Annotated in this window: 10 protein-coding genes; 6 read left to right on the top strand and 4 right to left on the bottom strand. The window is 71.2% G+C overall.

Going from position 1 to position 14,694, the window contains the following annotated elements:
- From ACLHRZ_RS31600 to ACLHRZ_RS31585, 4 genes are all read left to right on the top strand, one after another.
- Positions 1-1,527, top strand: coding sequence for a type VI secretion protein (locus ACLHRZ_RS31600; RefSeq protein WP_490422016.1), 1,527 nt, complete (start codon positions 1-3; stop codon positions 1,525-1,527).
- Positions 1,524-3,236: a type IV secretory system conjugative DNA transfer family protein gene (locus ACLHRZ_RS31595; RefSeq protein ID WP_490422015.1), complete on the top strand. Its 1,713-nt coding sequence runs from the start codon at positions 1,524-1,526 to the stop codon at positions 3,234-3,236. Before ACLHRZ_RS31600 ends, ACLHRZ_RS31595 begins: the two co-directional genes overlap by 4 nt.
- Positions 3,229-3,759 carry a hypothetical protein gene (locus ACLHRZ_RS31590; protein WP_490422014.1) on the top strand — a complete coding sequence of 177 codons (531 nt, stop codon included), beginning with the start codon at positions 3,229-3,231 and terminating at the stop codon, positions 3,757-3,759. Before ACLHRZ_RS31595 ends, ACLHRZ_RS31590 begins: the two co-directional genes overlap by 8 nt.
- 371 nt (positions 3,760-4,130) lie before the next feature.
- Positions 4,131-6,485 carry a hypothetical protein gene (locus ACLHRZ_RS31585; protein WP_490422013.1) on the top strand — a complete coding sequence of 785 codons (2,355 nt, stop codon included), beginning with the start codon at positions 4,131-4,133 and terminating at the stop codon, positions 6,483-6,485.
- Positions 6,486-6,580: 95 nt separating this feature from the next.
- Here ACLHRZ_RS31585 and ACLHRZ_RS31580 read toward each other — a convergent pair whose 3' ends face one another.
- The 4 genes from ACLHRZ_RS31580 to ACLHRZ_RS31565 form a co-directional block, all read right to left on the bottom strand.
- Positions 6,581-10,615, bottom strand: a complete 4,035-nt coding sequence (locus ACLHRZ_RS31580; protein WP_490422012.1) for an NUDIX domain-containing protein — start codon at positions 10,613-10,615, stop codon at positions 6,581-6,583.
- Between the two features lie 71 nt (positions 10,616-10,686).
- Entirely contained in the window at positions 10,687-11,256 is a 570-nt protein-coding gene (locus ACLHRZ_RS31575) for a hypothetical protein (protein ID WP_490422011.1), read from the bottom strand.
- Between the two features lie 53 nt (positions 11,257-11,309).
- Positions 11,310-12,233 (bottom strand): CehA/McbA family metallohydrolase, encoded by a 924-nt coding sequence (locus tag ACLHRZ_RS31570; RefSeq protein ID WP_490422010.1) that lies wholly within the window; start codon positions 12,231-12,233, stop codon positions 11,310-11,312.
- Between the two features lie 325 nt (positions 12,234-12,558).
- Entirely contained in the window at positions 12,559-13,302 is a 744-nt protein-coding gene (locus ACLHRZ_RS31565) for a hypothetical protein (protein WP_490422009.1), read from the bottom strand.
- A 171-nt stretch (positions 13,303-13,473) separates the two neighbouring features.
- Here ACLHRZ_RS31565 and ACLHRZ_RS31560 point away from each other — a divergent pair, with 171 nt between their 5' ends.
- Both ACLHRZ_RS31560 and ACLHRZ_RS31555 read left to right on the top strand, forming a co-directional pair.
- Positions 13,474-13,812 (top strand): hypothetical protein, encoded by a 339-nt coding sequence (locus ACLHRZ_RS31560; RefSeq protein ID WP_490422008.1) that lies wholly within the window; start codon positions 13,474-13,476, stop codon positions 13,810-13,812.
- Positions 13,813-14,389: 577 nt separating this feature from the next.
- On the top strand, positions 14,390-14,694 hold a 305-nt coding region (locus tag ACLHRZ_RS31555), incomplete at its 3' end, for an RNA polymerase sigma factor (protein ID WP_490422007.1).

Below are 14,694 nucleotides of genomic sequence, written 5' to 3'. Positions count from 1 at the left end.
ATGGCCTTCTCCTTCTCGCGCTCCGCGGACAAGGACGACGAGACCGCACTGCCCGCCCAGCAGCTCGGGCACCTGCTGGGCGAAGGGCGGCCGCGCCCGGCACCGGCCCCCAAGTCCGGGAAGAAGACGCGCGAGGGCATCGGCTACGTGCCGCCGCGCCGCGGTACGAACGCCGCCTTCGCCGGCCGGGCCGCCAACGAGGCGGCACCGGAGGTGCACCGCGCCGACACCAGCCAGGTCTCCGGCCTGTACCCGTTCCTGCATGCCAGCTCGTTGCCGCCGGTCGGCGCCTACATGGGCTGGAACGTCCTGAGCATGCGGGCGTTCTCCGCGCACCCCAGCGTGTGGGTGGCCGAAGGCCTGGTCACCAACCCCAACGTGATGATCACGGGCATCCCGGGCTCGGGGAAGTCCGCGCACATCAAGGCCCTGGCACTGAGGTTGATGGCGTTCGGTACCCACACGTTGATCGCCGGGGACGTCAAGGGCGAGTACGCCGAGATGACCCGCTACCTCGGCTACGAGCCCCTGCTCCTGGGCCCGGGGATGAAAGGCCGTCTCAACCCCCTGGACGCCGGCCCGCTCGGGCAGGGGCTGGACAAGGTCACCGACCGCGGCGAACTGCTAACCCGGCTCACCGAGATCCACCGCCGCCGCCTGTCGCTGCTGAAGGCTTTGTTGGAGCTCCAGCTGCGCCGGACGCTGTTGGCGGAGGAGGAAGAAGCGGTCTCCGCCGCGATCCGCGAGGTCACCGGTGAGCTCGCCGGCAACACCAAGCTCACCCCGCCGACCCTGCCGGCCGTGCATGCCGCGCTGAAGGACCCGACCAAGGCGATGGCCTACGAGCTGCGGGTCCGCGACGAGGACATCCAGACCACCCGGGAGCTCACCCGCAGCATCCGGGCCGCCCTCGGCGCCATGGTCAACGGCCACCTCGGCGGCCTCTTCGACGCTGAGACCTCCAGCGAGCTCGACTTCTCCGCACCCATCCAGTGCGTGGACATCTCCCGCATGAAGTCCTACGGCGACGACATCGTCTCGATGATCCTCACCTGCGTCAGCAGCTGGGCACAGGCCGCGATCGACACCCCGGGCCCGCCCCGGCTGGTCGTCCGCGACGAGCTCTGGCGCGCGATGCGCTCCGGCGGCTCCTCCATGGTCCGCAAGATCGACTCAGACCTGCGGCTCTCGCGTGCCGACGGCACCATCCAGGTCCTGGCCACGCACCGATTGACCGACTTCGAGTCGGTGGGCGCCGCGGACTCCGAGGCCGTCGCCATCGCCAAGGACATGATCAGCAGCTGCGAGACGCGCATCCAGCTCGCCCAGGACTCCCGCCCGCTGCAAGCGATCCAGGAAGCCGTCGGACTCACCGACGCCGAATACGAGCTGATCAGCTCCTGGGGCAAGGCCCACGCCGGCCGGGCCCTGTGGAAGGTCGGCAAGGCCGGCTCCCACCCGGTCCAATTGCACCTCACCGCGCTGGAGAAGAAGTTGTTCCACACCGACGAGCGGATGACGGTATGAGCAGCGGTGGGAAGAACGCCAGCAACGGCGGTCTCGTGGCCCCCGCTCTGCTGCTGTCCGGCATCGGGGTCGCGGCCTGCACTCTGGTCACCGGCCCGGCGGCGGCTCTGCTGTCCGGCCGCGGCTGGGCCAGTGCCGACGCCGACCCGGCCACAACCGTCATCACCGCCGTCGCGAAAAGCCCGGGGCAGGCGTGGACGCCGGGCCCGCCGGCCTGGCTGTTCTGGGCGCTGACGGTGCTGGTGTGGGGGGCGCTCGGCTGGGCCGCGCTGTGGCTGTGGAAGCGATTCGGCGGCCCGCAGCAGGGCGGGGCCCAGTGGGGCGGCGCCCGCGTCGAACGGAAGCTGAAGGTCGCCGAAGAGCCCGAGAAGCGGCGCAACCAGATCACGGCCGGCCGCGGCCTGCGCACGAAGAAGATCGTGGCGTCCCGCCCGAACATCAGCGCCACCGTGTTCGGCGTCCCCGGCTCGTCGAAGACCACTGGCCTGGTGCTCCCGAACGCGGCCGAGTGGCAGGGCCCGCTGGTCGTGACCACCACCAAAGCCGCCGACTTGGACATCATCTACGCCCGGCGCCGGGCACTCGGCCCGGTGTGGGTCATCGCCCCCGCCGGGATTCCCGGGCGGAGCAGCAACAAGTGGTCCCCGGTCGACTACTGCGTGGACGCGAAAGCCGCCGACCGGATGGCCGCCTGGATGGCGGAGGCCGCCTCCTCGAGCGACGACAAGCGCGCCGCGCCCTGGATCGACCAGGCCAAGAACGTCCTCAAGGGCGTGCTGCTGGCCTCCCACCTGTCCGGGGGCGGCATCAACGGCATGCGCCGCTGGCTCAGCCTCGGCAAGGACGCCCTCGACCACGTCCGCGCCGTCCTGCTCCAGCACGGCTACACCGACGTCGCCGACGACTACGCCTCACCCTGGCTGCGCCTGCACGAAGACGGCATCGGCAGCATCCAGTTCTCCCTGAACGTCTTGGCCCGCGTCTACGCCGATGAGGAGGTCCGGGAGACCTGCTCGGGCACGGACTTCACCGTCGAGGAACTGCTGGACCAGAACGGCACCGTCTGCCTGATCGCCTCCGAGGCGGACGCCGAGCGGTTCGCACCGCTGATCACATCGATCGTCGCCAGCATCATCCACGGCGCCGAAGTCCGCTACAACAACACCGGCCGCCCACTGGACCCCTCGCTCGGCGTCATGGTCGACGAGGCCGGCAACATGCTCCGCTACCCCCGCCTGCCCAACATCCTGACCACCGGCCGGGGCATGGGCATCGACGTCCTCACCGTCTGGCACGACCTGTCCCAGCTGCGCGAACGCCTGGGCACCGAGAAGGCCAACACCGTGTTGTCCGCCAGCGGCTTGCGCATGTTGCTGCCCGGCTGCGGCGATCTGGAGACCTTGCGCTACTTCTCCACCCTGTACAGCCGTACCGAGGTCCAGCGCACCTCGGTCGGCTACTCGCGGGGCGAGTACTCCACCAACACCTCGCCCACGGAGACCGACCTCGCCCCCATCTACTCCCTCCAGCAACTCCCCGACTTCACCGCCATCGCCCAGTACTCCAACCTGCCGCCCATCAAGGTCCGCATGCGGCTCACCTTCCGCGACAAGGACCTCAAGAAGCTCCTCGCGGCCCCCGCCCCGGCTGCGGGGACGGTCAGCCTCGGCAAGAACCCTGCCCCGACGGGAGGAGCGAGCCGTGTCTGACCCGCTGACCGACCCCGCATCTGCGTGGCCCGACCTGCCGGACGGACAACCGGCGGGCGAGGGCGAGGAAGAGCCGGAACCGCAGCGGTGGGTGTGGGCGGCCATGGAGCCCGCCGAACGGCGCACCCGGCTCCGTGAACTCGCCGAGTGGGTCGACTGGCTCCGGTCCACCTTCGAGCTGCACAACCAGATCCCGCTGTGCTGGTACCAGCACTCCGCCGTCGTCGAACACCTCACCGCGCTCTACGCCGGCTGGCTCCGCGTCTACGCCGGCGACCCGCCCGCCGGACTCGCCGAGGCCGACTGGATCAGCACACTCCACAACTTCACCCCACGCCTCCAGCTCGCCGCCTGCGCCACCGGAACTCACCAGGAGCCGCCGCCGGTCGTCCCGCCGCCGCCCGGCACCGAGGAGGCCTTCCGCCTCTACCTGTCGACGTCCGACGCGACCACGGCACCGGCCCGGCACCCGGCACAGGCCGAAGTCGACCGGCTCGCCGCCGAGGCCGACCCGCCGCTGTAACCCACCGCACACCTTTGAACATGTCTCATGTCCTTGGGGGAGGAAGCCTTGAGCACCCTGCCGCCGCTTCCCGCCACCGCCGTCCCCGTCGACGGCGGCCTCGAGGGATACCACTACACCCGCGAGTCCGGGCAGATCACCGTCTACGGTCCAGACAACGAGCCCATCGTCACGGCCGTGCACCCGCCGCCGAGGAGGACCGGGCGGGAGGCCTCCCGCAGCAGGACCAGGACAGCCACACCGAGCGGCCTACCGCGCCGTCCGGGGATCGAAGAGACTCTCCGGCACCGGCAGGCCCGGCTGAGGCTGAGGATTCCGCAGAACTCGCCGCCGGCCAGCAACCTGCGGCGCCGTCGAAGGAGGGGCCGAGCATGGCCGAGGAACCGCAGCAGACCGCTGCAGTGGTGGCGGAGCAGGAACGCTGGCGCCGTCAGGATCCGATCGAGAGCACCGTGACGTTCAACGGGCAGCCCTTCCTTCTGGTCCAGGCCGGGCCGCAGGGCGGGACAGCGGAACAGGTGGAGATCACCTACCCCAACGGGGACACCCTGGCCACGTTGCACGAGGACCTCATCGGCATGTGGTCTGCTGCCGTCGGGGCGGACCACACCCCGCTCGCCGAGTCCATGGACATGGCCGTGCGTGATGTCCTGGGCCTGTGGGCGGTGGACGCCGGCCGGCCGCTCGCCGAGGCGCACCCCTACCGGGCCGACGGCGACGTGCGGGCGTCCGCCGTCATGGCCACCGAAGTCCGCCGCGTCCTCGAAGCCAACCGTGCCCGGATCACCAGCGCCGCGGCCGCGGCCTGGCCGTATGGAGTACAGAACCCTGAGTTCCTGCGGTTCGACGCCGTGCTCGCGTCCGTCCTGAACACGGTGACGGAACAACAGCCGACAGCGGCGAGCGTGTCGGGGGCGCGGGAGCTGTCCGTGGACCTGGACACGCTGCGTGGTGACGCCGAGCGGTGGCGCCGACGCCTGACGGGCGCGGAGCGCCGGGCCATGGGCTTTGCCCTGGCGCAGCTGATGGGACAGGCCGCTCACCTCGACGCCCGGATCCGCAGGACCATGGAGCAGATAGAGACCCCGCAGACCGATACCGGTACACCCTCGCCGCAGCAGGCTGCCGAGCTGAACACCGCTGCTGTGCCGCAGCCGCAGCAGAGCACGGACCAGGGCCGGCAGGCGCCGTCTCGTCAGGAGGCGGCCGCCGCGGGCCAGGAGGCAGCCCCTGCTGTGGGGCCGGGCGCCTCCCGCCTGCTGCAGGTGGCGCAGGCACGGGCCGCGGAGGCCGAGCCGGCCGCGATGTCCCCGGCCGAGGCCACCGCTGGTGACCGCAATGTGCAGCGGGTGGAGGAGGCAGCGCGGCAGGCAGCTGCCCGCGCCCGCCCCGAGTTGCCGCTGTGGACGGGAACGGAGCTGCCGCCCGGCCGCTGGCAGCAGGACGGCAACATCCTCTCCTCCGAGGGCGCTCCCGTCTGGCGGCTGAGGGACCAGCCCTCGCAGCACCCCGACGCGGCACCGCAGAGCCCCCCGCCGGCCGAAGCGGGACGCACCGAGGACCTCGCGGGCGCCCTGGACGCCGCACTGCAGGCGTGGCAGGACCACGTCCCCGCCGACCGCGGCACGCCCGAGGACCTGCGTGCTGCTCTCGCCGGTGACCTGCGCATCCTCGACGAGGCGTTGGACGAGGCCCGCGCGGCCCGGCCCACCACCCGCGCCACCGAAGAAGAAGAGGCCTCCGGCCCTGCCGCGGCGGCCGACGCCGTCAATGCTGCCCTGGAGAAGGTCGACCAGCAGGCCGACTTCAAGGACTCCCCGGAATGGCAACGCCTGCAGACCATCCGCGGCGCGGCCCGGCACCTGTGGGACACCCTCAAGGAGAAGGCCGGCGCCTACTGGCACAAGCTCAGCAAGGACAGCCGGTTCCAGGGGTTCTGGAAGAACCTTTCCATCCGCATCTGCGAGAAGATCGCGGAGATCGCTATCAAGACGGCGGACAAGCTCAGCGGCGCCACCGACCGCGAGGTGCCGACCGCCGATGCCCTGCTCGCACTCGGCGACGCCTCCCTCAGCTACAGCTCCGCAGCACGCACGGAGCCGACCGACCAGGCCGAGGCACCCGAGGCCGAGACCAGCGCCCAACAGGCCGTTGACAGCCAGCAGGTGAAGGAGGCGGCTGCCCCGGCTCCGGCAGCGCAACAGCCCGCGGCAGCTCCCGAGGCCCCCAGGGCAACGCAGCCGTACGCGTCACGTGATGATGCGGTCCAGGCCACGCACGACGTCGTCCGGTACTTCCAGGCGTGGACTAAGACCCCCATGGGACAGGACCTGCTGGACTCCAGCCACCCGAAGCTCGTCGCCTTCCGCGACGCCTGGAAGGCGCTCCCCGAGGCCGACCTGCCCACCGGCCCGGCGCCGGCCGCCGCCGCATACAGCAAGGTGGCCGACACCGCGCTCTCCCTGGCGCGCCGGGCGGCGGTGCAAGGCCGCTTCGCCGAGGCGGACCTCAAATCCCTGCGTGTCGTGGCCGACACGGCAAAGGCCCACGCCGAGCGCCTGGCCGCGACGCACTCGGGCACCACCGGCTCGGCTGCGTCCGCTACCGCTGCATCCCCCCGGGCAGCGGTCCCCCAGGCAGCCGCCGCCCAGCGTCAGATCGCACCCCGCCCCCGTGCTGCGGCTGCCACGCAACCGACGGCACGCTCCCCGCGCGCTTCGGGCTGACGTGCGGTGGGCGTGCCGCCGAGATGGTTCGGAGTATGTTGTGCGTCAGCTGCGCGAGCCCGGACCGGCACTGCCCCACGCACCGGGTACCGCGCCTACAGCGAGCGGCCCTTGCCCTGCGGAGGTTGCTGCGGTCCGTGGACCCGGGGCGCCTGCGCACTCGGCGGAGCGGGGGCTGCGGTCTGCGCAGGACGCGCCGCCCTGGCTCCCCGGATCTGCTGGCGCACGCCTTCCTCAGCCTGCCGCTCCGCGGGGGAGAGGCGGCGGCGCCGCTCGATCTCGCTGGCGGTCTGCTCCCGCAGATGCCCCAGCCTGGTCGCCTGAGTGGCTGCGGCCGCGGACTGCGCCCGCGCGTACTGCTGGTCCTCCAGCGCCGAGTTCCGCGCGCGCTCGATCATCTCCTGCGATGCGCCCTGGTCGGCGAGTCGCTTGACGACGTCGGCCGCCGCTTCGTTCTGGGGCGGGTTGGCAGCCCGCCGGGCGGCTTCCTCGGCGCGGGTCAGCCGTGCGTGCAGCTTGGTGATCTCGCTGTCCGGCAGCAGCTGCAGGGGCACGTCGGACCCCGGCGGTTCGGACACCACGGCCTGGAGCACGGTGTGCGCGGCCGCGAAGGAGGTGCGGAATGCGCCGCGGCGGTCCGCGTCGGCCGTCACTGCGACCGTCTCGGCGTCGGTGGCCAGGCGCTGCAGGACCGGGCGGGTGGCGTCGGTGATCTCGTCGCGGGCGGCGAGAGCGATCACCACGTCGCGGTAGCGGGTAAGCCAGCCGACCGCCTCGGGCGGGGAGAGGGGCCGTGCCCGCTCGTCAAGGAGCCCCTGCACGGCGCTCGGCACTGCGGCTTGCTGCTGGGGCCGCTCGGCGGCAGGGACGGCCCGCTGCTCCAGGGCCGGCGCGTCCCGCGGATCGGCCTCCGGTTGAGGAGGGTTGTGCGGTTGTCGGCTCTCTTGCGGCGATGCGATCGGGGCGGGGATCACTGACCGGGGGGTGCGCCAGGCCATGGGGGTGTCGGGGCTGTGGATGATCCAGTCGGTGCCGCGGAAGTGCGAGGAGAGGGAGCGGCCGAGCACGGTGGCATCGAACGGTCCGCTGGATTCGAAGACCCCCAGGGACAGCGGCCGGCTCAGCAGCTCTTCCCACCGGCTCGCCCACGCGGCCAGCGCGGGTAAGGTGCCCGTCACTGCCTGCTTGTCGAGGTATCCGTGGCCGTTCATGAAGTCGCCGGCGTACCGGTCGGCGTGGTGGGACCTCCAGTGGGCGCGGGCGGCCCGGACGATCGCGGTGCTGTTGATGTCCAGGTCGAAGTCGCTGGGTTCCGGTTCCAGGCCGAGGCGCCACATGGCGTCGTACGGGCGGCGCAGCGGACGGTCCTGGTCGCCGCCGAACCACTCGCGCAGGCGCTGAGCCGCCGCCGGTCTGTCCGCCAGCTCGTCCTCGCGCGGCAGTGTCTTGTGAATCCCGGAGAAGAACCCGGCTCCGGTCCCCTTGAGCCGTATGTCGACCTGGGACGGAGCGATGCCGTCGCGTTCCAGCGCCGCCAGCATCTCCGTGCCGAACTGCCGGTAGAGCGCCGGGGTCAGGCCCATGGGAGCCTCGCCCGTGAGCAGCCACTTCACCTGGACCGGGCTGATGCCGAGGAAATCGAGGTCGCGCCGGGTGATGGCGTAGCCGGAGTCGTCCCGCGGCCACCAGGCGGGCGCCTCTTCCGTGCCGTCGAGGATCCGGATGATCTGGCTGTCGAGCGGGTCGGCGGGGAGGAGCTCCCCCGTGACCGGTAACGGCCGCCACTGGGTGCCGGCACCCAGTGGCGGCGCTGCCGTTTCCGCCGGGCCGTCTGCGGCGTTGTCCAGGGCAGGGGCACCCAGGGAAATGCTGCTGGCCGCGGTCTGCTCCGCGGGCAGCGCCTGGGCCGTGTCGGTGAACACGCCGTCCAGGGTGACCAGGCTGTCGCCCGGCAGGGTCACCCACTCCTTCTGGGCGAGGTAGCCCATGCCGGTCGTGGGCAGGGACAGGATGTCCTGCGCGGGCTTGCGGTCGGCGAGGACGACACCGCTGCCGCCCCGCTGTTCCAGCCAGTCGGCGACGATCCGGCGGTCGGCCGACCAGCTCGCCAGCGGCCGCTGGCGAGCCTCGAAAGTGTCGCCGACGTCCAGGCCTGCCCAGTCCGGCTGCTCTGCCCCTGCGGGCCAGCTCAGCGCCCGGTAGCAGACCACTTCGGTGATGCCGCGGGCGGCGAGGACCTCCTGGGTCATCGCGTACTGGGTGCGGAGGAACTCCCGCAGCGCGTCGCGGTTGTAGTCGAGCTCGAGGTCGACGGCGAAGCGCGTCTTGCGGTCCATCCGCCATTCCAGCACCTGGGTGAGGCCGAACTCCTCCTGGGCGGCCTGCTGCAGGGCCAGCACCCGCACGTTGTTGTTGGAGCCGTAGGCCCAGGAGCTCATCAGCTCGCTCACCGCGATCATGCGGACCAGAGCGTCGGCCTGCGGGGTGTCCATGCCCACCACCCGGTCCGGGGCATGCCTGGGGTCCGACGGGTCGAGCTCGCCGGCATGCAGGACGTCGGCTCCCATGGAGGGGTACCGCTCGTTGTGCGGGACCAGCACGTAGCGGCCGTCACCCAAGTGGTCCGCCATGTCATTGCCGACGCCCAGGCCCATGGACGCCAGGACGAGTTCGGGTGTGGAGGACCGCATCTGCGCGGCGAGGGCCTGGATCGCGATGGTCTTGGCCTGGGGCGTCTCGGTGATCCGGCCGTCGTCGGTCAGCAGCGCCTCGCCGATCCGCTGATGGTCGAGCCGTTCCTGCGACCCCTGCGGGGGCGGAAGCGGATAGTGCCGCTCGGGTACCGGGTCCGCGAGCACGACGCGGTCTGCGGGTGGCCGGGGCAACAGCGGCCTGGTTCCGGTGGCGTGCTCCGCCACCTGGCCGAACCGCTCCAAGACCGTGTCATGGAGATCGAGCCGGCCGACATGCTCGAACAGCGGCCGCAGACCGTCCAGATGCCGCCGCATGATCTCGATGTCGCCCGGCGGGACCGGGTTGTCCACCCAGGAGAACACATGCGCCTCGACCTGCCGGAAGAAGACGCCGACGAACGGGTTCGTGGGGTCCGGGAGCGGACCGCGCGGTGCGACCCGGTCGTCGACGGGGATCAGGCTCTGCTGCTCCCCGACGACGAGTTGGCCGACGGTGACGCCGTGGGCGGCGGTCAGGGCATAGTGCAGACCGAGGAACACGCCGTCGCGGGTCGCGGCCGCCCCCTGGGCCGCGAGACCGGCCAGGCTCTGATGGCGGGTGGAGGCTGGCTCACCGGGCATGTGATCGGTGTAGACCCCGCGAGCGGCCACCGGGTGGGACAGCGGGACACGGGCACCCACCGAGCGGCCGACGTAGGCATCGAGGACCTTGACCGTCGCGTCCTCGGCTCGGACGAACTCCTCGTAGACGGCCCGGGAGCCATCGGCGAACGTGACCAGCTCTCGCGTCGCGATGCCGTCACGGTGATGAAGGGCCTCGCTGGCAACCGCGTGCGCACCGGTGAGCGGGTGCGCGGGCAGCAGAGGCACGGCCTCGGGGGATGGGGCACCCGATGTGGCGGGCTCGCCGGCGAGCACCAAGTCGAGCGCGGCACGGACCCTCGGCCAGCTCGTGGCGAAGCCGGGATGAAGAGTCATCCCCGCGACGTCGGAAAGCGGAATCCAGGACAGCGCCAAGGACTCGCCTTCGACCGGCCGGACCGGCATCTGGTGGTCGACCGAAACGATCACGGTGTCGTAGGACCAGCCGCCGTGGTCGTCCCGGACGACGTGCTCCACGCGGACCCGGGCGGGGTCGAGGGTGCTCTCCTCGACGGCCTCCCGGATCGCGGCTTCGGCCGCGGACTCGTGACTGTCGCGTGCGCCTCCGAGCAGCGACCAGGTCTCTCCCTGGTCGGTGTCCGCGCCCCGATGGTGCATGAGCACATACGCTTCACCGTCCGCCGCGCGATGGACGGGCAGCAGCCCGGCGGCGCCGAACCGGCCCCAGTGCCCATGCCCCTGGGCACAGTTCACCCACCCGTCTCCCGCCATCGCGGGCAGCGCAACGGTACGCGCCGCTGCCCCGCCCGCCTCGCTGGCCGGCTGCTCGCTCATCGCAGTTCCCCCGCTGATCTCTGTGCTTGGTGTCCAGGTCGCGACCGTTGCCCTCCCGGGCGGCGGCCGGGTCAGCCGTCGCCGAGGAATTCCTCGGCCTGGTGCCGGAGAGCCGCGGGCGCGTCGGACCACGCCGGGGTGCGCATCAGTTCGCGCAGCTTGACCTCCTTCACCTCCCGGGGGCTGTCCGGCCGCAGACCGACGTGCGGCCACACACGGTCCAGGTCGTCGTAGGGGAAGGCCCAATGGGCGCCGACCGCGGAATCGGGAGCGCCGGCAGGAGCCGGGGGTGTGACGAGGACTTCGTCGGCGGTGGCGGCGGGGGTGATCTCGACGAGGGTGAGACCGAGCCGGTCGACGGCGTCGCGGAACAGGGCCCGATAGCCCTCGACGGTGCTGGCCGAAGGCCGTTGCCCCGAGTAGAACAACGTGAACACCCAACCGGAGCCGCCGGTGCGGGCAAGATCCAGAACGAGGCTGGTATCCGGGCCGTCCTGGAAGGAGCGGTGCGCGATGCTCTTCGCCGCGCCGGGCCCCTCGGTGCGGGGTACCTCCTCAAGCCGGAACGTGCCGAGCAACCACTGCAACTGGTCGGGTGTCAGCTCTCCGTGGGAGAGCGCGCGGAGCGCGGGCCAGAGCATGACGAGGATTCCTTTCTCCGGTCTCGATGCAACGGACGGTCTTGTGATCGGGGTCAGGCCCCGGTTGACGGGGCGCCAAGCGGTCCCAGGCGGATCGGGTTGCTCCAGGCACGGCCTCCGGAGGCATCCTCGACGGTGACCCGGCAGAATCCGTTCCCGAACATCGCCACCGGCAGGGAACACTCCGTCAGCGCCTCGCCCTGGACCACCTGCGCGCCCGGGGCACCTCCGGTGAGCAGCACCTTGCGCACGGGCGAACAGCGCACTGTGATCAGCCCGGCATCGAGGCGGATGTCGTGCAACTCGGGCCCGGTGCTCGAGTAGTAGTGGCCGGCCTTGAGGGACGCCAGCAGCGCCTCCGGCTCCAGGGACTCGGCGCGTACCTGGACCCAGGCCGCGCAGGCCGGCGGGTCCTGGGGCTGGAAGTGCGCGTCATCGGCGGCGTAGGCGTTGAGCCGGTGTCCCCGGTTGAGCAGGACGTCGGTCAGATGCCAGCTGTCACCCCGGTCCTCACGTGCCGAAAGCGCATTGAAGACCTCGACGGCGTGGGCCGCGTCCAGGCTCTCGGCATCGGCAGCCGTGAGCAGCGAGGCCGCCGGATGGGCCATGCCGATGAACGCACCCGCCTCCCGCGCCCGGCGCGCCAGTTGAGGACCGCTCTCGCCGGGCTCAGGAGGCAGGAACCCCAGGGGCAGCCCCACAGCGACAATGTGCCACTTCGGCCCGGCCTCGGTGCGCGGGGCGTGCAGTTCGGCTCCCAGCATCGTGGTGAACCCCGGGGCGCGCAGCGGCCGGGTGTCCGTCAGAGGGAATCCGTACTCGGCCCGGAAGTGATCGGTGATCGCCAGGAAGTCGTAGCCGGCCTCCTGGTAGTGACGCGCTGTCTCCCGGGGCGACAACGCGCCGTCGGACTGGTCGGAATGAGTGTGCAGATTTCCCCGCCAGAAGCGACCGGGCCGGGCGAAGGGCAAGCTCATCACGAGCGCCCTCCGCCGGTCCTGAATGCCCGATCCGTGCCTTGGCGGATATGACCGTTGGACTCCATGCCTCATGCACCCCCCAGTTCATTGCGGCAATGCGACGACCGTACTGGAGACCGCCCCACGGCGATCGTTAATAAAGCGCTGTCCCACGCGTGACATCTGCAACTCCCTTCACGACGGCCCAGCGTTGGCGATGCAGGCCAGAGCTTCCCGGAAGACGGGGACGTTCTCGCCGGTCATCTCGTAGCGGATGGCCTCCGCAGCTGCACGTCCAGGCGCGGCGGGCGCTCCTTGGCGGCGGCGAGGTCGGTGTCGTAGGTCAAGGTGTCTGCTCCTGGTCTCGGTTGATCTCGGCGGCGATGGCGCGCTGCTTGGCGGCATCGGTCCGGTGGTCGTCGGCGATGTTCGGCTCCACGGCGGCCAGCTGGTCGTAGACCTCGGCCTGGTCGAGGTGGGTCTGCGCCCAGCGCCTGCGGGCTGCGGGCTGCTCCTCGGTGCCGGTGGCGGCGAAGGCGGCGTTGAACGCCTCGGTGTTCTTGACCTTGAGCATGGCGAGCTGGCCCTGCAGGAAGGCGGCCATGGCGCGGTTGCGGGACGCGTTCTGCGCGGCGGCGAGGGTCCGGGCGGCGTCGGAGTCGAGGCCGGCGGTGATGGCGTGCTTCTCGTCGGGGTCCAGCTCGGCGTACCAGCGGTCGAGGTTGCGGGCAATCTCGGTGGCGGAGCGGCTGGCGGAGGCGCGGCGGTGGTTGATCAGGGTCCAGGCGCGTACGGCGGTGGCCCACTTCGCGTTCGCGGTCTGCTTGGTGATGCCCGCGGCGGCGCCGATCTCGCTCCAGCTCGCTCCTCGCTCGTTCTCCACGACGATGGCGGCCTCCACGACGCGGTCGGCGAGGTCGCGCAGGGCCAGGGCGTCGCGCAGGGTCTCGCCCTTGTCCCGGAGGGTCCGGGGCCGGAGCGGGAAGTCCTGCAAGACCGCGTGGGCCAACTCGCTGAGCTTGTCGGCGTGGGCGACGTACGCCTCGTCGAGCGGGGCCAGTCTGGTGATCTCGTGCTCGCTGTCCATATCGTCAGGCTATCCCTGACGGACACTCGCCGTCAGTAGATTACTGACGAACGGCCGGATCGCTCCGCACGAGTGGCGCAGAATGAACGCACAGGATAATTACGGTTATTCTGGGGCGAGTTGCACCCATTGGGGCAGACACTCCATGCAGGGATCGCTCGTTGTCGGAGCATGGACAGTGAGCAGATCGAGGCCGGGCTGTACGGCAAGGACCCCGAGCAGCGGCCGGCAATGAAAGCAGTGACCGCGCTCGGCGCCGAGATCCACCGACTGCAGGAGACGGACCCACTGAAAGCCCTTCAGGTGATCGGGTACGTCAGCCTCCAGGCACAGGCACGCCTGCTGACAGGGATCGGACCAGCCCGGCGGGCGGGAGCCTCGTGGGAGGACATCGGGAACGCGCTGGCGATGACGGCGGAGGAAGCCCTGGCCGCGCACGGTTGGCGTGGGCTGCCGGAGGACCAGGAGGCCCTCGTCAACAAACGCACGGGGCGACACCGCGCCGCGTGACCAGCGCGCCCGGCTTATCGGATGCCGCCGAGGAAGTTCCTTCTTGCGGGCGCGGTCGCGGGCAGAGCGAACGACCGCGACGCCCTCGCGAGCCGGGCGTAGGGCATGGCTTCGATCTGAGCGGCTGGATCCCGCGGGCCATCGACGGCCCGCACTGCGCTATCGGTCTGCCCGGCGTGGAGTTCGGCCGGCCTCCCGGCGCGGCGAGGCGGATTGTCCCTTCTCGCGGGCGCGCGCCCGCACGCATTGGACCAGTGCAAAAAGCTCCCCCGCCGTACCCGGCGGGCACGCGGGGGCGCCCCGCCAAGACTCGAACATTCGCTTCATAGTGTGATGCTCCATCAACTCTTTGCGTTTGCTGGCTGGACGCGGTGCGGCTGCAGCGCGGCATGAGGGGTGAGAGCGTTGTGCTCTTCCGGGGGCTGGGGGAGGCCTCCCCGGATCCCTGCGGACCAGAAGGAATCACTTTGTCTGAAGGCACAGCGCAACGGCGCGGTGCAGGGGAGGGCTCCAGCAGGCCGGCACCCCCCTGCCCCTTTTCACAGGCCCGGTCCGTCGGTGTCCCGCGGACTGCCTCGTGAGCGCCGGGGAGGGTGTGCTGCGCGAGGCGGCCTTGCGGCGCAAGGTGGTGGTGTTCGAGTCGTTCGTGCACCGCAAGAGCGCCGGCTACACCAAGTGGGCCTACTCCAGGCTGTACTCGTGGCACGACGCACGGGAGGCGGCGAACATCGCCTTCTACCGCATCTACGTGCGGTGGGATGCCCTGATGGCCAGCGACAGCGTCGACGCGTTCAGCTTCAAGATCCTGCGCGACGCGGTCATCGACGTGCTGCGCAAACGCGACCGCTGTCCCTTAGGTCCTGTCTGGAGTCCAGATCACGT

This window comes from Streptomyces sp. AM25 (assembly GCF_058146165.1).
This window is presented reverse-complemented; position numbering and strand designations above follow the sequence as displayed.

Bases quoted from the DNA above. Each gene is read 5' to 3' on its own strand.
- ACLHRZ_RS31600 (WP_490422016.1), top strand. From the start codon at position 1: ATGGCCTTCTCCTTCTCGCGCTCCGCGGACAAGGACGACGAGACCGCA.
- ACLHRZ_RS31595 (WP_490422015.1), top strand. From the start codon at position 1,524: ATGAGCAGCGGTGGGAAGAACGCCAGCAACGGCGGTCTCGTGGCCCCC.
- ACLHRZ_RS31585 (WP_490422013.1), top strand. From the start codon at position 4,131: ATGGCCGAGGAACCGCAGCAGACCGCTGCAGTGGTGGCGGAGCAGGAA.
- ACLHRZ_RS31580 (WP_490422012.1), bottom strand. From the start codon at position 10,615: ATGAGCGAGCAGCCGGCCAGCGAGGCGGGCGGGGCAGCGGCGCGTACC.
- ACLHRZ_RS31575 (WP_490422011.1), bottom strand. From the start codon at position 11,256: ATGCTCTGGCCCGCGCTCCGCGCGCTCTCCCACGGAGAGCTGACACCC.
- ACLHRZ_RS31570 (WP_490422010.1), bottom strand. From the start codon at position 12,233: ATGAGCTTGCCCTTCGCCCGGCCCGGTCGCTTCTGGCGGGGAAATCTG.
- ACLHRZ_RS31565 (WP_490422009.1), bottom strand. From the start codon at position 13,302: ATGGACAGCGAGCACGAGATCACCAGACTGGCCCCGCTCGACGAGGCG.
- ACLHRZ_RS31560 (WP_490422008.1), top strand. From the start codon at position 13,474: ATGGACAGTGAGCAGATCGAGGCCGGGCTGTACGGCAAGGACCCCGAG.